Below are 18117 nucleotides of genomic sequence, written 5' to 3'. Positions count from 1 at the left end.
TTCTGTTTTCTATTTACAAAAGCAGTAGTCAGGAGGTCACCAACTACTGCTTTTTATATAAAAAATAAACATGAAAGGTGATAATATTTTCTGTTTATTTCTTTTAAGAAATAATGTGCATTGAGAAAATGTTGATTATATTAATTAATATATTGTAGAGTATGAGAGATGTTACAAAATATAAAAGATAATAAATTAATATAGGAAGCTTAGTTTATTATGCAGTATATATAATTAACAAATCTATGTTTAGTAAGTCTTTTATGAGGAGGGATTATACAATATGATATATAATCCCTTAGGTATATATGACACAAAAGATATCCAGCTATTATCATTATATTAAATAAGGCCTAAAAAAAGAACAAAAGACAGTAAACTAGTAATTAATTCACTGTCTTTATGCAACCTGCCAAGCTATAAAAGATTAGCATTTATAGCATTAGTAAATTTCCAATATTTATACTATGGATTATTTGGGATTTATGTAATATAATATCTCATAATAACATCAAGGTGGTGATTTTATTTTATGAAAGATGTAACGATAGATACAATCAAAGATACAATAAGAGACCTTCCAGAAGAAGAACAGGAAATAATATTGCATTTAACAGAGATATTTGAAGGTGAAGAATATACTATTAATGAATATGTTAAGAAAGAATTGATTGATAGATAATATAGAACTTTTTATAGTAGTATGATAAAATAATAGAAATTCATTGCAAAAAAATTACATATCAAAAAATAGAGATAGCAGAACACCCAGAAATACTATCTCTATTTTCAGTAAGAATTTAATAATATTATTATTCTCTTAAATTAAAAATAAAGTTTTAGTCAAAATATAGATTCTTTATTAGTGTAATTCGAAAGACTGACAATCAGTACATTCTACAGTTTTAGCTCTAGATTCATGAGTACCTACTTTAATTTGGTCTAAAGTACAGTAATCGTCATCTTTACAATGATATTTGCACTCTGTTACAGAACATCCAATGCTTTCGTTATGTTTCATATTAATCACCCCTTAATTTAATTTCTATAATATTATTTGATAAAATTTTTATTTTATGCTTTATATATAAGATGCATCTTCAAACATTTTCTGAATATTATGGCTATTTAGGTTACAAAAATATATGCATTTCTGTTATGAGTGTATACAAAAGTTTAATAATAGTAGATAACCATTCTACATATATTCCTATTTTGGCGAGCCAGTCTTTAAGTTCATATTTTCATAGTTTTTCGGAATCAAAATATTTATGATTTCGGTGAGTTATAAGCATAAGGATATATTATAGTTGGGTTATCTATACAGTAGAAAATTGGATTGATTTTTTTTACTAAAAATGTTATGGTTAAGAATATAAATGCAAATTAGCAAAATTTTATAAATAAAATATAGGTTTAACTAAAATTACTTAATTAAATTTTTAAAGTGATTTTTGATTAATTAAAAGGGAATTAGGTGAAATTCCTAAACTATCCCGTAGCTGTATTAGAGGAGTTTAAATACATTGGATGCCACTTAAAGATAGGGAAGGCGTATTTAAATGATGATTCTTAAGTCAGAAGACCTGCCTATGTTTTGCACCAAAAGGCACATTAAAGAAAATAGCAAGTCTAAGATGCGATGCATATTTTAACTTTTCGTCAGATGACAAGATAGATGCATCTCATAGAGGATTATTATGTGCATGTGATGATAAAGTATGATAGTAAATAAGCTATCATACTGAGTTGTTATCTTTTTAATGTGACTAAACTCTACGAGTGATAGAGGGGGCGTTTTAATGAAAATTTATTTACATATTTTATATGAATAAATATGTTTTATTATTATGTCTTTTTAACACTTATGTTAGAAGGGCTTTTTATTTTGCATAAAAACTATATAAGAATTAAAGACAAGCTATAATAAAGCACATATTATGGCATAGTACGCATATATAACTAGCAAACTTTAATTGTCAATTTGTATATAAGTAAATATAGATAGAAAATGGAAGGAGATGAGGTATGGAAAAAATAATTATTTTATGTGCTGTGTTTCTGGTGGTTGTCTTTTTATTCGTATTTATATGGAAACATCAAAATATGAATGCTCATAGGGAGAGAGTTCATCATCATAATCATAAAATTGGACATAAACATGGAGAAGGATATTCAATTGATTTTTATGCTTATGCTTCAAAGATCAGACATTGGAATGCTGAATTTAAAGTGTATTTATCAGTTTTGACGCTTGTTCTTTGCATCGTATTTAACAATCTATATGTATCTGCTACAGTGATAATTGCAATGGCTTATATTACAGTTATTAAAGGAAAAATTTCGGTAGATGAATACCTGTCAATATTAGCAATTCCAATTACTTTTATTTTACTTAGCACTTTTACTATTGCTATTGATTTTTCAAAACAACCAATAGGGCAGTACAATTTATATCTTGGGTTTTGCTACGTTTTTACTTCAACTGTTCAGCTTAAAAAAATGATATTTCTAATTTTGAAAATTTTTGCAGCAATCAGTGCTCTACAGATGATGACCTTATCTACCCCAACTTCTGAGATTATTTATGTACTTAGAAAGGCGCATGTACCAAAGCTTATTGTAGAATTAATGAGTCTTATTTATCGTTATATATTTATCTTAATGGATGTATTTACAAAAATGAAAAGCTCAGCAAAATCACGTCAAGGTTATTGTGATTTTAAAACTTCATGCTATACATTTGGGAGTATTGCAAGTAATATGCTTATCATTTCACTTAGGAAAGCAAATGCTTATTATGATGCAATGGAATCACGATGTTATGATGGGGAACTTGTATTTTTAGAGGAAGAGAAAAATGTAGAAGTTATGCAGATTGTCTTAGCAGCAGTATTCATAATCTTTTTGGTTTTACTTTGGTATTTTACAAGGTGAGGCACATTTAAAAAATAACAAATCCACTTGCATCCTTGCCTAGCTCAATGAAAAATATACACCTTAGAAAAAGTAGCTATGCTACATATAAGATCATTTATCTTAGAAAAAGGTAGCTATGCTACATATAAGAACATTCTTTAAAAAACGGTAGTTATGCTGCAAATAGAATCATTTTCTTAGAAAAGATAGTTATGTTACACATAAGATCATTTATCTAGAAAGCGTAGTTATGTTGTATATAAGAACATTTTGTTAGAAAGATAGGTTATGTTGCATACAATAAGAGTTTTAAATTTGCTATGTATTTTCATGTGCTTAGAAAGGAACGATTATGAGAAAGTTAATATTAAAAATTGAAGATCTCCATTATGCTTACGGAAATGGAAAGTCTGCATTAAATGGGGTAAATGTAGATATTTATGAAGGTGAGAAAATAGCTGTCATTGGTTCTAACGGCTCAGGAAAATCCACATTTTTCTTAAATGTAGATGGGGTACTTACCCCAGAACAAGGAAAAATTATTTATAGAGATACTGTTATAAATAAAAAGAATTTAAAGGAACTTAGAAAAAATATAGGGATAGTGTTTCAGGATGCTGATAATCAAATTATTGCATCCACAGTTAGAGCAGAAGTTGGATTTGGACCTATGAATTTGAAACTTCCCAAAGAAGAAGTATTAAAACGGGTGGATGAAGCACTAGAATATATGAATATTTCTCATTTAAAGGATCGTCCACCTCATTATTTAAGTGGTGGGGAAAAGAAGCGTGTAAGTATTGCTGACATTATTGCGATGAAGTCGGAAATTATAATTTTTGATGAACCAACAGCAGCACTAGATCCATTAAATGCGATGATGTTAGAAGAAGTTCTATTAAAACTTGGGGCAGAGGGAAAGACAATGTTGATATCTACACATGATGTGGATTTTACATATAGATGGGCTGAAAGAGTTCTTGTTTTTAATGATGGAAAGATTATTGCAGATGGATCACCTATAGAGATTTTTCAAAACAAGGAAATTTTGAAACAAGCAAATTTAAAGCAACCAACGTTGTTAGAAGTTTACGAATCACTTATAGAAAAAAATATTTTAAAGGACATAAAATCATATCCTAAAAGTATAAAAGAATTTAAAGAAATGCTGCAAAAATAGAAATTTTCACACATATATGTAAAGCAGCTATGCTGCAAATAAGATCATTTCACATATATAAAAAGCAGCTATGCACTTACGAAAAGAGTAGCTATGCTACAATACGGAACTTTACTGCAAATAAGATCATTTTGCATATAAAAAAAGCAGCCATATTACAAATAGGAATTTATATTATTTTATTATTTAGACTTTAATATTAGAAATATTAAAGTTTTATTGAGGGGGAGAAAAATGAATAAGAAAGAAAAGAGAATTGTCGCTCTAGCGGCAGCATTTGCTTTGATTTTTGGAGTAGCTCCAGCAGCAAATGCAATGCACATTATGGAAGGGTATCTTCCACCACAATTTTGCATTATATGGGGTGTTATTTGCGTTCCATTCATAGCCATAGGCTATTTATCAATTAAGAAGACATTGGCTAAAAATCGTAGATCAATTACCATTTTGGCTATGGCGGGAGCATTTGTTTTTGTACTTTCATCATTAAAGATACCGTCAGTAACAGGAAGTTGTTCACATATGACTGGTACTGGACTTGGTGCAATATTGTTTGGGCCAAGCGCTGTTAGTATCTTAGGAATCATTGTACTTATTTTCCAGGCAATACTGCTTGCTCATGGGGGAATCACTACTCTTGGGGCTAATACATTTTCTATGGCTATTGCAGGGCCATTTGTTTCCTATGGAATATATAGATTATGTAAGGCTTTAAAAGTTAATAAATATGTAGGCATTTTCTTGGCTGCATCAATTGGAGATTTATTCACTTATTGTGTAACAAGTTTTCAGCTTGCACTTGCATATCCATCGGAAAACGGCGGTTTTATGGTATCGGCAGCTAAATTCCTTGCAGTATTTGCTCCAACTCAAGTTCCACTTGCAATTATTGAAGGTATTTTGACAGTTGTAATTATAATTGGCCTTGAAACATATGCAAAATCTGAATTGACAGGTCTTGGATTAGTGAAGGGAGGAGAAAATTAATGTCAAAGACTAAAAAAACAGTTATAATTCTACTAATCATTGCGGCATTAATTGCTGTTATTCCATTATTCACATTAAGAGGCGCTGAATTTGGTGGCTCTGATGATGCTGGAAGTAAAGTAGTTTCTGAAATTACAGGTACTGAGTACGAGCCTTGGTTTAAGCCAGTCATGGAAACTTGGATAGGTGGAGAATTGCCAGGCGAGGTAGAAAGTCTGCTTTTCTGTGTACAGACAGGTATTGGAGTTGGAGTAATTGCATTCCTAATGGGAAGGTTTGTAGAGAGACACAAAATAGAAAAAGATAAGAAAAAGTAATATTTTTCATGCATTTGAGGGTTTTATATGGAAGATATTAGCATTCCTGTTTCTTCACTATAAGCTGGATCAAACCATTAGAAACATAAAATATAAAAAATACTTAATGAAGAGCTGATAAATAATACATAGTCAGCTCTTTTATTAATTTATTTGATGCTCAGCTACTATGACATTAGAGATAGAAACCTTTATATGGAAGATTTGGCATAGTAAATAAGAAATACTCTTTGAAAATCGTATAATGTGATATTTGTAAAATATGCTATAATACTAAAGTATGTTCGTTGGGATTAATATACAGGGATAAGAAGAAATACTTAACTTGTTATTAGTACAAACGGACAAGTTTTGTTCTGCAAATATTAACTTTTGTGGGATTGATATATAAATTATCAATGTGTAATTAGATAATGGGGGATTTTAGAAATATTAAATTTGTTGGATAAGCAAGTATAAATTTATGAAAAAGGGGTTATAAATTATGGTTCTTGAGTTTTTTCAAAATGCATGTATTTTAATAGCGTTTATGAGTATTGCTCAGCATATTCTTAGAAATAAAAGAATTTTTGAAGATCTGTCGCTAAAAAGTAAGTTTTTATGGGGACTTTATAGCGGGATATTAGGTGTGATACTGATGATAAACAGTGTACATATTACACCAGATACCTTTATTGATTTTAGGTACATACCAATTTTATTTTCCGCCATTTATAGTGGATTTTTCTCTTCAATTATTGCTTCCATTCTGATAGCTATTTTTAGATCTTTAATTTTGGGAGTGTCTGATATATCACTAATTGGATCAGCAATTGCTTTAGTTATGGGGATCGGATTTGGAATTATTTCTTTATTGAAAATATCAAAAAAACGTAAATATATTTATTCCATGATCTTCTTTGTTATAGCATCAGTTATTTCATCATTTACAATGCCTCAAAATGTTAAATTCGTTTTTCAAGCAGTGAGTCTATACTTTTCTGGATATTTAATAGTATCGTATATTTCAATTAAATACGCAGACTACATATTTGAAACAGTTAGAATTTATCAAAAGTTAAGAAATGAGGCAACAAAAGATTATTTGACTGGCTTAAATAATGTAAGAGAATTTGACAATAGTTTCAATAATATTTCTCAGAGGGCTGTACGAAAAAAAGAAGAGTTATCTATGTTATTTATAGATATTGATTTTTTTAAGAAAATAAATGATACTTATGGGCATAATGCAGGAGACACTATTTTAAAGAGTTTAGCCTTAATCCTTCTTGATACATGCAGGGCTTATGATGTTGTATCTAGAATGGGAGGGGAAGAGTTTTCTATAATATTATTAGATTGTTCAGACTCTAAAGCTGTCAAGATTGCAGAAAGACTAAGGGAGAAGGTTGAAGATAATGATTTTTACATTTCAGATAACAAATTTATAAAAATTACAATTTCAATCGGAATAGCATCATATCCTAATACGACAACTCAAGTTGATAATTTGCTTGAAATGGCTGACACAGCGCTATATCAAGCCAAAAATACTGGAAGAAATAAAGTGGTTTTATTTAATAATGAAGAACATAAAATATAAAAAATACCTAAGGAAGAGCTGATAGATAATAGATAGTCAGCTCTTTTTTTATTTATTTGATGTTAAGTCACTACAACACTAGCGCTAGAAGCTTCTTTATGCAAGATTCATCATATTTCTCTTTACGAACTCCTATGCATTTTAAATTTAATAATAACAGTGACAATAAATCCTTTAAATATATAATTTTTAATATAATAGTGCTGACTATGAGTTAGCATGATGTAGTTAAACTATAGAATATTCTTTGAAAGTTGGTTAATGAAATATTTATAAGATATTTTATTAACCAATTTTAAGTAGTAAAATTGACACATATATATTAAAATGATAAAATGTCTATTGAATTAATAGACAAGGAGAAGAAAATGAAAGAGTTTATTCGCGATGCAACTATTGACGACTTTAAAAGGGGTTACATATGGGATAGCAAAAAAGCAGAATTTCTTTGTTTGATATGCGGGAAATATACAGGTAAAAATAGTAGTGACATAAGCACTCATACAGCAGAGCATGGGAGCCCTATGGACAGAATACTGATGCTTGATAAGAAATATACTGGACTTACTGAAATTCAGAAAGAGCTTTTGGAAATGGTGTCAAACAAGTATAGTAATAAAGAAATTGGAATTAAGCTTGGATGTGCAGAATCAACAGTAAGAAATATGAGATTTGCGCTAAGAGAAAGGGCAAGACAAGCAAGAGCTTTTTTAGCAGCTATAGAGTTAGCTGACGATGGGAATAGTAAAATGGCCAATCCAAAACTTAGAAACTTTCCAGCTAAAGAGGAGAAAAGAAAAGCATTATTACCAAGGTTTGCTAATTTGTTTGAACCAAATAAAGAGTATACGGAAGCTGAAGTAAAAAGAATTATCAAGCCTATTTACGAAGATGATGCGATAATACGACGATACTTAGTAGATTATGGATACTTGGGAAGAAATGATGATGGAAGTAAATATTATAAGAAATGTGAGGAAGTTATTATGGATAAAATGAGTAAAAAAGAGATAATAAATAATTATAAACAACAAGAAATAGAAATGGGAATAATTCAAATATATAATACAGTTAATGGATATTCTTTCGTAGATATATGTACTAATTTATATAAACCATTTGAATCAATCAAATTTCAGCTGAATTTGGGGAGAACTAAATCTAAAAAATTAAAGGAAGATTGGGCAGCTTATGGAGAAAGTGCTTTCGAGTTTAAAGTTGTTGAAAAACTTAAACCTAATGAAAGTGCTACAGATAAAGAAAAGGTTGATGATCTAAAAGAGCTTTTAAGTTTGTGGATTGAAAATCAAGGAGATAATTTAAAGTTATATAAATAAGCTGATTTGTGACGTTATAAATTAACAACCTATAGATGATAGACTATGAAATTGAACTGCATGGGAGAATTGAATTTGTGATTTTTAGATAATTAATGTCACTAAATTATGTGTGAACGTAATAATTATTTGAAATGAAATAAAGAGCAACATGTCATAACGGGGATATGAATGTTACTCTTTGTTTTATATTTGGTAGTGTAAAAAATATATGAAAAATCAATCCAACTACCATTTAATGTTAAATTATGTTTGCTAGTTGCCCTTGACACACCTAAAGATAAATGGTCTTAGGCAGTTAAGGACGGGTGAATGATAATTTTGAACATGACTAATAGACCCGCCTATTGAGATATTTTACCATTTATCTTTGTGGGCGTGTCAAGGGTGCGTTTCACCAACTGCTTTAGATCATTAGGCAGTTATTGTACAGTTATTTAGAACAAAGTCTTGAGATAGTTCAATAAATTTGCACCATCTAGTAGGCATGTTGGACATTGACTCTAACTCTTCAAGGATTACAGGAGTTTTGCCTTCAAGGGCAGAATGTGGTCTTAGAAAGTTAAAGTATGCCACAAACATAGTTACAAATGCAACCGACCCGTTAGGACTTCCGAAGCCAGTAGTAGCTCTATAATTGCCTTTAAAGGTTCGGTTAAGACGTTCAATAATTTGCTTCAATGGCCTATATTCTTTTGAAACTTCATCTTTATTGGTTAAGCCTATAACTTGAGTAACATCGAATTTTATACTATGGCTTGCAAAGAAGTGCTGTGCAAGAAGATATATAGGGTTACCATCAGTTATAAGATTAAGATCTTCAGGTATTTCTTTTAACTTACTTAGAACATCATCGATGGCTTTTACAGCCGTTTCGGTATCTCTATGTGGTGATACTCTGTAAGATAGAATAATCTTTTTAACAGCATCAAAAAAGAAGAAAATATAGTTCCACTTACCGTTAACTTTTATGTAGGTTTCATCGCCGCAGAAAGAGTCAGAAAGTTTATAATCGTAGTTATCTATAAATGGCTTAACTACAATTGAAACGGCATTAACATAGTTTAAAATTGCTTGATGAGATATTTTAATATCATGAATATCTTTAAGCAATGCAGCTGTCTTTCTGGAAGATAAACCGTAGTTAACGTAGTAAGTTAGAATGAGTCCTAAGGTGTAAGAAGAAATCATAATGTTTGGAAGAGAAACCTTTGATTTTACCGGACTTTCTTTAGAAAGTGGCTTAAAGTCAAAAGTGAAATCTCTAAATATGTATCTAACTTTGAACTTACCAGGATTCTTCTTAAAATCTTGTTTTTCAGATTTTGTCATTGATTTAAGATTATTTTGGTAAAAAGAGCAATTATCATTCTTACACTTATAAACGTAGAAATCCTTACGCGCCTTGATTCTTTCAAGTGTTTTACTGCAGTGAGGACATCTTAACACTATGGATTTCTGATAGTAATTTTTAGGATTGAATGTGGTATCACAGACTTTGCAAAGATATTGTCCTCGGCCTCCGTTATTATCGTAAAGATAGGTATGTGGAGCACCACACTTAGGACAGATAACATCCTTAGGAGCTAACGCTTTGTTTTTGCGAGGTTTCACAGGAGCAAATTCTTTGCCGTGCTTAAACTCATATTCAGCTATTAGAAGCTTATAGTTAAGTTTTTCGGGAACATCAAAGATTGGTTGATCATCTACTTGAAGCTTTCGGTATTCTTTCTTAACAGGTTCGTCCGAAATGCTTTTAAGCAAGTTTTTGCCAACCAGCAAAGTCATGAGATACTTTATAATTTCAATAAGATAAATTACAGTTTCAAGAAGAAACTTATTAATCATGGTAATAGCTTGCCTCCTTTTTTAGTTCAGTGTTTTTGTTTTGCAAGTATAAAATATCTTAACTTTTTGGGGGTGGCAAGTTATTTATATAAAAAATAAGAAAAATTAAAGGGTTGCTGCCTTAGTTAGATAAAAAACTTTGACAGTACCTTATATTTATAGGGGGAAAATTATATGAAAAAAAGCTTTATTATCTTTATAATCTTATTATAATAATCTAATATGTCAGTATAGTGGCAAATTTAAACTACAATATGTAGACTTAACTAAGTAATTATAAAAAGTTTCTTTGGAAATTGAATAATGTTAAATATAGAATTAATTATACATATATGATTAATAATATTTTAGGATAATGAATACTAGCATATGTTTATTTTATATACCTAGTTGTAATTAATCCTACATAATTGTGCAAGAATAGTCGGATGGATAAATGTAATTTCTGATATTCTATTGATGAAAGGAGAGTTACTAAATGGATTCGTTAAAAAAAATGAATGAAGCATTAAATTATATTGAAGAAAATCTTGATGGAATAATTGATTTTAAAGAAGTAGCAAGACTGGCATTTTGTTCAGAATATCATTTTCAAAGAATGTTTTCTTTTCTTGCGGGTGTTTCGTTATCAGAGTACATTCGTAGAAGACGTCTTACCTTAGCAGCTTTTGAACTTAATGATAGAAATGTAAGAATAATTGATTTAGCTGTTAAATATGGATACAAGTCAGCAGATTCGTTCACAAGAGCGTTTCAAAGTTTACATGGGATAACACCATCAGAGGCTCGGTATAATGGAAAATCATTAAAAGCCTATCCACGAATGACTTTTCGATTATCAATTGAAGGAGGAAATGAAATGAACTATAGAATTGAGGAGAAAGAAGCATTTTATATAATTGGAATAGAAAAAAGGGTTCCTATAATTTTTAATGGAGTAAATCCAGAGATTGCTAAGATGTGGCAAAGCCTAACTGTTGAAAATATTAATGAATTGAAAGAGTTATCTAATACAGAACCAAGAGGGTTAATAAGTGCATCTTTAAATTTTTCAGAAGGACGAATGGAGGAGAAAGGAGAACTTGACCATTATATAGGTGTTGCAACAACAAAAGAGTGTCCCAATAATTTATCAAAACTTGAAGTTGCTGCATCAACATGGGCAGTATTTGAAGCTGTAGGACCATTTCCAGATACATTGCAAAACGTTTGGGGACGCATTTATTCTGAATGGTTTCCATCTTCAAACTATGAACAAACACAAGGACCAGAAATTTTATGGAATGAGAATAAAGATGTAACTTCACCAACATTTAAAAGTGAAATTTGGATACCGGTTGTAAAAAAGCACTAGTATAGATAGATAAAAATAAATAAGTAAGTGGAAATATCACATTATTTCAGAAATGAATTTTGTGATATTTCTTTATGCACAATTCTAATATTTAGCGTAAAAATGCCTCAATAAAGGGGCGTATACATGTGTCAGCTAATTTTTAGTAAATATCTATAGAATTAACTTAGAAAATTATAAAAATACACTTTGAGAATTGAATAATGGGGGATTTTAGAAATATTAAATTTGTTGGATGAGCAAGTATAAATTTATAAAAATTACAATTTCAATAGGAATAGCATCGTATCCTAATACGGCAACTCAAATTGATAATTTGCTTGAACCAAATAAAGAGCAACATGTCATAACGAGGATATGAATGTTGCTCTTTGTTTTATATATTTATAGGGGGAAAAATTTATGAAAAAAAGTTTTTATTATCTTTATAATATTATTATAATAGCCCAATGTGTCAGGATGGTGGCAAATTTAAACTATAATATGTAGATTTGGCTAAGTAATTATAAAAAAGCTTCTTTGAAAATTCAATAATGTGATATTAGAAAATATATTATAATTTACAATATAAGTTTCATATAGGACAAAATAAGAAAAAAATTAGGAGAATAATATATGAGTGAAAGAATAGGCATGATTTGCAAACTTGCACCACAAGAACTAAAAGGAATTTATACATTTGATAAGATAGATTCTGATGATATAGATGGATTATCAGTTTCTATGTTAGACGCATTTAAAGATACAGTAGACTTCAATGGTGAAACAATAGAAGAGTTAAATAAGGAGATTTGTAGTATTGTTGAAAGTACTTTTGGCAGATTTATTCCAGATGCTTCATTTCAAATTAAACAAAATGGAGAAATTGCTGCTGTAGTTCTTATTAGTTTATTTAAAGGTAAACCATTTGTTTCAGAATTATTTACAGTTAAGAAATATTTGAAACAGGGGATGGCAAGTAATCTTTTGAAAAAAAGTATAAATGTATTAATGAATTTAGGATACGATGATTTAATCTTATATGTGCACCCTGAAAATGTAGATGCTGTAAATCTTTATAAAAAAATTGGATTTGTAGAATTATAATTTTATAACAATATTGAATTGGATTTAAAACATATTGTAATGAGTTTGATTGAAAGCGTATAGATTGTTTCATTATAAGGTATTCATTAAGTATGGTGATAAAAGCCATACCACCAGAAACGTTCCGAATCTTATACGGAACACTTGAAGTAGCTTTAAATCCTCAATACTAATATTTAGCATAAAAATGCCCCAATAAAGGGGCGTATATGTATGTGATAATTAATATTTTCAGGATATTTATATTATATGTTAAACATCTTAAATAATACGCAATGAAAATATCATATTCCAACATTAAATGGATCGAAAATGGAGTACTGGTCTAATTATATTCGCTCTAATTAGAAAATAAGTATTCAATTAAGTCACTTCTTTTATCGATATATGTTATTGCCACTGCTTTAAAGCACTAATCATGAAATTTTTCACGTCTATATTATATACATTTTTTAAGTTATCTTCTAGAAATACTTCTTTAGGTGTACCTTGGCTGACTATTTCGCCATGGCTTAGTAATATAATTTTCTCACCAAATAAGTTAGATAAATTTAAATCATGTAATACAGCTATTACAATTTTATTATTTTCTTTTGCCCAAAGGTTTAAATATTCTAGGATCTCAATTTGATATTTTAAATCAAGATGATTTGTTGGTTCATCTAATAAAATAATTTCTGGATCTTGGGCAAAGGCTTTTGCTATGAAGACCCTTTGAAGCTGGCCGCCAGATAATTCACTTATAAGTTTATCTTTTAAATCTATAAGGCCAACACTTTTTATAGCTTTCATTACGGTTAAATCATCTTCTTTACTTAAAGAGGATAAAGCCCCTTTCAAATAAGCATATCTGCCTAAAGCAACAGTTTCATAAACTGTGTAAGGAAAGTAAACATTGTTGCTTTGAGTCATAAGTGCAACGTGTTTTGCAAATTCCTTCACAGGTAAATTTTTTATATCCTTTGAATCAAATGTTAGTGTTCCTTTATATTCAATGAGTCTGCCTATAGCTTTTAAAAGCGTACTTTTTCCGCATCCATTTGGACCAACTATGCAAAGAATTTCTCCTCTTTTAGCTTTAAAGGTTATATTCTTTATGATATCTATTTTGTCATATCCACAAGAAAAATTCTTAAGTTCTAACAAAATCATCACCTACTTTGATTTATTATTTTCTTTCATGTGCCTTATTAAAATATATGTATGCAAAAAATGGAGCTCCAATCAGAGCAGTAATAGCACCAACTGGCAATTCTGATGGTATTATAATTATTCTTGCTACTAGATCAGTAATCACCATAAAGCAGCCGCCTAAAACTATGCATACAGGAATCACATATTTATGCTTTGCTCCAATGATTCTTCTTACTAAGTGAGGAATTATTAAATCCACAAAACCAATAATTCCACTTAAGGCTACAGCAGAACCCGTTAATATAGCAGAGAAAATAAGAAGTCTAGTCTTTATGGTATTAACATCTACTCCAACTGATTTTGCTTGATCTTCACCAAAAGATAATATATCCATTTCAGTGCAGTAGCGCATGACACCAATTATTCCAATTATAAAGAAGGGTATTCCCATTTGTACATATGACCATCCCTTCATAGAGAAAGAACCCATTTCCCAAAGAGCTATGCTTTTTATATCTTCACTATATAAGGCTGTTACAGTTGTAAGTATTGCACTGCAAAATAAAGAAAAAACCATACCAGATAAAATTATAGTTGAAGTTGACATGCTGTTATCAACTTTGTAGGCAAATTTTATGATAATAAATACAGTCAAAAGCCCACATAAAAAGCCTGTTAAAGGAAGAGTAAGCCTGCCGAGTATAGGCATTGAAAAACCAGATATTATAAGAAATCCAACTCCAAGAGAAGCACCAGAAGATACTCCTAAGGTATAGGGTGAAGCGAGTGGATTTCTAAGTAATGATTGAACCACAGCACCACTAACTGATAAGGAAGCACCTACAAGAAAGGCTAAAAACACTCTAGGTAATCTTAAATTCCAAATTATCGCCACATCATTAGGGTTAATCTCTTTAAGTAGTGGAATTCTTAAAACTTTATATCCAATTATCGATGCAATATGGATTAAGCTGGTATCAGAACTTCCAATAGAAGTTCCGATACATAAAATTAAAAATGTTAAGGGTATTAATAATATGATAATTTTTTTATACATTTGCATATTCCTCAGGATAAATAGCTTTTGCTATTTGTTTAAGTGCTTTCAGTATATTTTGTGATGGTCTGGAAGAGGAATTATTATCAATAGCAAAGACTTTATTGTTTTTAACTGCAGTAACTTCTTGAAAACCATCACGAGTTTTTATATTATCGATAGCATTACTTATAGGTTCATTTGTAAGTATTACATCAGGATTAGCCTTTACTACAGCTTCAGGACTTGGAGATATCCACGAATTTTCATTAGCAAAGATATTTTTGGCGCCTACAATTTCAATCATTTCATTTAAAAATGTATTATTACCAAAACTATATAAACCTGAAGTTGACCCTATTTCAAAATATACATTTTTCTTATCAGTAATAGTATCTCCAATTTTCTTTATTGAACTTATTTCATCCTTTAAATTAGCTGTCATCTCATCACCTTTTTTCTCAGTACCAGTGATTTTTGATATAAAGTCAATATCTTTATAAAGGTCCTCTATGCTTGAACTTGTAGGTATGTATACAACAGGAATTCCAGCTTCTTTAACAGCTGCAAAGGGGTCTTCACTCCCAGTTTTATTATGTCCTGAAGCTATTATTATGTCAGGCTTTAAACTCACAAGAGTTTCAGCATCTGGATTCTTAAAGTCAATTTTAGGTAAATCTTTATTAATACCATCCACATCTGACGAATATTTGTCTATAGCTACTAACTTATCTGAAAGTCCTAGCCCAACTAATATTTCGGTATTTGATGGCGCTGTAGATATTATAGTATTTACTTTTTCAGGAAGCTTAAAGCTGTTACCTTCTCTATCTGTCATTGTTGCAGTCTTATTACCACAACCGAAAAGTGTACTCATAGCTAATATAATTATTAAAAAGAGTGATAAAAATTTATTTTTTAGTTTCATGATGCCCTCCTAAAATATAGTGTATTTAAGGGTAACAAAAAAAGCATACCCATCGAGAGTATGCATAGAAGCATAATAAACATGCCTATAAAAATCAGAATAAAACTTAAAAGTCTTATTTTCATAAAACGCATGATTACTTAAGTCACATTCAAAAAATAACAAGTTCATTTACCAGATTATTTTCAACTATCCTTCGGAAGTAGACTGACCTAATAGACCTGCTATGAGATCAATTTACTCTCTTATCTGGTGAAAAATATTCATGGTGGCGTTGTACTTGAAATTTATTTTCATGTGCCTAATATCCCACCCTCAGAGGATATTATCGGTGTATAAAACAAGGTATCCCGACTTAACTTCATCCTAATTTCAAGCCTTCCCAATTTCTCAGTGGCATGTTAGACACAATCAAAAAATAACAGGTTGGACTTGTTATTTTTGATTGTGTCTTTGATTTCGTCAGTTTCACGGTTACTGGGGTAGTTGAAGAATTTCACTCCATTCCCTTATTACTTAAATGCAGACTATAGTTTGCATTTATTATAATTAAAGTATTTGACATAAAAAGATTATACTATTCATAGTAAGTTTTAGCAATAAACCTTGTAAATATATAGATAACCCAACTATAATATATACTTATGCGTATAACTCACCAAAATCATAAATATTTTGATTCCGAAAAGCTATGAAAATATCGCTGAAGGTTCTAAGCAGCAGGTTGTATCCACTTTAGCATGCTCCAACTTTCAGTTTGACAAGCTAAAATGGAACAACCTACAGCTAAGAACCTTTAACAGCTCATTTTCAAATGTTTTCTCCACAAATATATTTATGATTTCTAGTGAATATATGAGCTTAAAGTTTTAGTAAATTTGTTAATATGTTCATCTATATAGATAAGCCAATTATAAGTTAGATTTATACTATGAAATATATCCCAACTAGAAATGGGTAATATATTTTTGTGGAATGTTTCATTGGTAATTTTGATGGATGTGATTCTTTGGCTATAAGTTGTTCCAAATGTGCTAGTTCAGAGCTTGTTCTTTGAGGCTAGCACTTTGGGTGCAACTTTATAGCCTTAGAATCACCCATCAGAATTACCTAGAAACTGGAACAAAAGTATATTATTCATTTCGGTGAGGTATGCGCATAAGTCTAAGTTATATACTGTTTATCTATAAAATGCTAAATAGAAAATATTACTTTATTGGAAAAAATTCTATAAAATGACTCTAAAATGATGTAAAATGTTTGGTAGGTTAATAAATTTATTAAATTGAATTACGAGGGCGATTAAAGTGATTAAAAAAATATCTATGTTAATGACATGCATACTATGTATTCTTATTTTTTCAGGGTGTTCAAAGAATCAGGAGATTATTACTAAAACAGCATTGAAAATGGATACAGTTTTTCAGCTTAAAGCATATGGTCCAAAAGCTAATGAAGCTATAGAAGCATCTCTTTCAAGATTAGATGAGATTGAGCAAATGGCAAGTGTGACTATAGATAACAGTGATATAAGTAAAATTAATCAAGCTGCAGGTAAAGAATATGTACAAGTACATCCGGAGATTATTAAAATGGTTGAAATCGCAGTTAAGTATTCTAAATTGAGTAATGGTGTATTTGACATAACTGTAGGCCCACTTGTAAATCTTTGGGGAATAGGAACTGATAACGAAAGAATACCTACAGATGAAGAGATTAAATCAAAACTACCGCTAGTTGGATATAATGATATCAGTATAAATGAGGAAAATAATAGTATTAAGTTACTAAAAGAAGGTATGGCAATAGATTTAGGTGGAATAGCTAAAGGATTTGCTGCAGATGAAGTGTTGAAAATTTATAAAAACTACGATATTAAAGGCGGGATTATAAGTCTTGGAGGTAGTTCTATATATACAGTTGGTAAAAAGCCAGATGGAACACCATGGAATGTTGGAGTTAAGCATCCTAGAAAAGATAGCGATCAAGATTATGTAGGCATAATTAATTTATCAGAACAAGCACTTTCTACTTCTGGAGATTATGAAAGATATTTTATAAAGGATGGTAAGAGGTATCATCACATATTAAACCCAAGCACAGGATATCCAACAGATAATGGTGTAATGAGTGTAACTATAGTCGTAGACAGCAGTATTCCTGATAGCAATATGCTTGCTGATATTTTAACCAAAACTGTTTTTATAGCAGGTGTAGATAATGGTTTGAAATTTATAGACAGTTTGCAAGGTGTTTCGTGCATGGCAATAACTTCTGATTATAATATTTACAAATCTTCAAGTTGGAATATAAAATTAGATAAATTAGATCCAGAATTTAAATTTGCCAATTAATTTTTTTTTATTATGCCTCAGTCTAGTATAAATTTTACAATATGTTTACATACTG

The 18117-nt window shown here is 30.0% G+C and carries 15 protein-coding genes and 2 riboswitches; of the genes, 10 read left to right on the top strand and 5 right to left on the bottom strand.

Annotated features, from left to right (window positions below):
* Positions 1-532 precede the first annotated feature (532 nt).
* The gene (locus PZA12_RS19135; protein WP_012059879.1) at positions 533-682 is read left to right on the top strand and encodes a hypothetical protein; all 150 of its coding nucleotides are present in this window, start codon (positions 533-535) and stop codon (positions 680-682) included.
* 180 nt (positions 683-862) lie between these two features.
* On the opposite strand, the gene PZA12_RS19130 is transcribed toward PZA12_RS19135, so the two are convergent.
* Positions 863-1021, bottom strand: coding sequence for a DUF1540 domain-containing protein (locus tag PZA12_RS19130; protein ID WP_077841627.1), 159 nt, complete (start codon positions 1019-1021; stop codon positions 863-865).
* 407 nt (positions 1022-1428) lie between these two features.
* Positions 1429-1605: riboswitch (cobalamin riboswitch) on the top strand.
* A 423-nt stretch (positions 1606-2028) separates the two neighbouring features.
* Between PZA12_RS19130 and cbiQ the strand changes: the two genes are divergently transcribed.
* The 6 genes from cbiQ (at position 2029) to PZA12_RS19100 (ending at position 8322) form a co-directional block, all read left to right on the top strand.
* Entirely contained in the window at positions 2029-2937 is a 909-nt protein-coding gene (gene cbiQ, locus PZA12_RS19125) for a cobalt ECF transporter T component CbiQ (protein WP_171983658.1), read from the top strand.
* Positions 2938-3271: 334 nt separating this feature from the next.
* A complete protein-coding gene (locus tag PZA12_RS19120; RefSeq protein WP_078116850.1) occupies positions 3272-4099 on the top strand; it encodes an energy-coupling factor ABC transporter ATP-binding protein in 828 nt (275 codons plus the stop codon).
* A gap of 234 nt (positions 4100-4333) precedes the next feature.
* Positions 4334-5086 (top strand): energy-coupling factor ABC transporter permease, encoded by a 753-nt coding sequence (locus PZA12_RS19115; RefSeq protein ID WP_078116849.1) that lies wholly within the window; start codon positions 4334-4336, stop codon positions 5084-5086.
* Positions 5086-5403 carry an energy-coupling factor ABC transporter substrate-binding protein gene (locus tag PZA12_RS19110; protein WP_065419065.1) on the top strand — a complete coding sequence of 106 codons (318 nt, stop codon included), beginning with the start codon at positions 5086-5088 and terminating at the stop codon, positions 5401-5403. The genes PZA12_RS19115 and PZA12_RS19110 overlap by 1 nt, the downstream gene beginning before the upstream one ends.
* Before the next feature lie 484 nt (positions 5404-5887).
* The gene (locus PZA12_RS19105; RefSeq protein ID WP_078116848.1) at positions 5888-6985 is read left to right on the top strand and encodes a diguanylate cyclase; all 1098 of its coding nucleotides are present in this window, start codon (positions 5888-5890) and stop codon (positions 6983-6985) included.
* A 368-nt stretch (positions 6986-7353) separates the two neighbouring features.
* Entirely contained in the window at positions 7354-8322 is a 969-nt protein-coding gene (locus tag PZA12_RS19100; protein WP_078116847.1) for a DUF2087 domain-containing protein, read from the top strand.
* Positions 8323-8736: 414 nt separating this feature from the next.
* On the opposite strand, the gene PZA12_RS19095 is transcribed toward PZA12_RS19100, so the two are convergent.
* The gene (locus PZA12_RS19095) at positions 8737-10170 is read right to left on the bottom strand and encodes a DDE-type integrase/transposase/recombinase (RefSeq protein ID WP_168983577.1); all 1434 of its coding nucleotides are present in this window, start codon (positions 10168-10170) and stop codon (positions 8737-8739) included.
* Positions 10171-10648: 478 nt separating this feature from the next.
* Between PZA12_RS19095 and PZA12_RS19090 the strand changes: the two genes are divergently transcribed.
* Positions 10649-11524: an AraC family transcriptional regulator gene (locus PZA12_RS19090; protein WP_078116846.1), complete on the top strand. Its 876-nt coding sequence runs from the start codon at positions 10649-10651 to the stop codon at positions 11522-11524.
* A gap of 615 nt (positions 11525-12139) precedes the next feature.
* A complete protein-coding gene (locus PZA12_RS19085; protein ID WP_078116845.1) occupies positions 12140-12610 on the top strand; it encodes a GNAT family N-acetyltransferase in 471 nt (156 codons plus the stop codon).
* A 390-nt stretch (positions 12611-13000) separates the two neighbouring features.
* On the opposite strand, the gene PZA12_RS19080 is transcribed toward PZA12_RS19085, so the two are convergent.
* From PZA12_RS19080 to PZA12_RS19070, 3 genes are read right to left on the bottom strand one after another with little or no spacing between them, the layout of a single operon-like run.
* Entirely contained in the window at positions 13001-13756 is a 756-nt protein-coding gene (locus tag PZA12_RS19080; protein ID WP_078116844.1) for an ABC transporter ATP-binding protein, read from the bottom strand.
* A gap of 22 nt (positions 13757-13778) precedes the next feature.
* Positions 13779-14801, bottom strand: coding sequence for a FecCD family ABC transporter permease (locus PZA12_RS19075; RefSeq protein WP_078116843.1), 1023 nt, complete (start codon positions 14799-14801; stop codon positions 13779-13781).
* On the bottom strand, positions 14794-15708 hold the full coding sequence (locus PZA12_RS19070) for an ABC transporter substrate-binding protein (RefSeq protein ID WP_078116842.1): 915 nt from the start codon (positions 15706-15708) through the stop codon (positions 14794-14796). Before PZA12_RS19070 ends, PZA12_RS19075 begins: the two co-directional genes overlap by 8 nt.
* 327 nt (positions 15709-16035) lie before the next feature.
* A riboswitch (cobalamin riboswitch) is annotated at positions 16036-16257 on the bottom strand.
* Positions 16258-17015: 758 nt separating this feature from the next.
* On the opposite strand from PZA12_RS19070, the gene PZA12_RS19065 reads away from it, so the two are divergent.
* Positions 17016-18062, top strand: coding sequence for an FAD:protein FMN transferase (locus tag PZA12_RS19065; protein WP_103699189.1), 1047 nt, complete (start codon positions 17016-17018; stop codon positions 18060-18062).
* The last annotated feature ends 55 nt before the right edge of the window (positions 18063-18117 follow it).

It is taken from the genome of Clostridium beijerinckii, from assembly GCF_036699995.1.
GTDB classification, from domain to species: domain Bacteria; phylum Bacillota; class Clostridia; order Clostridiales; family Clostridiaceae; genus Clostridium; species Clostridium helianthi.
This window is presented reverse-complemented; position numbering and strand designations above follow the sequence as displayed.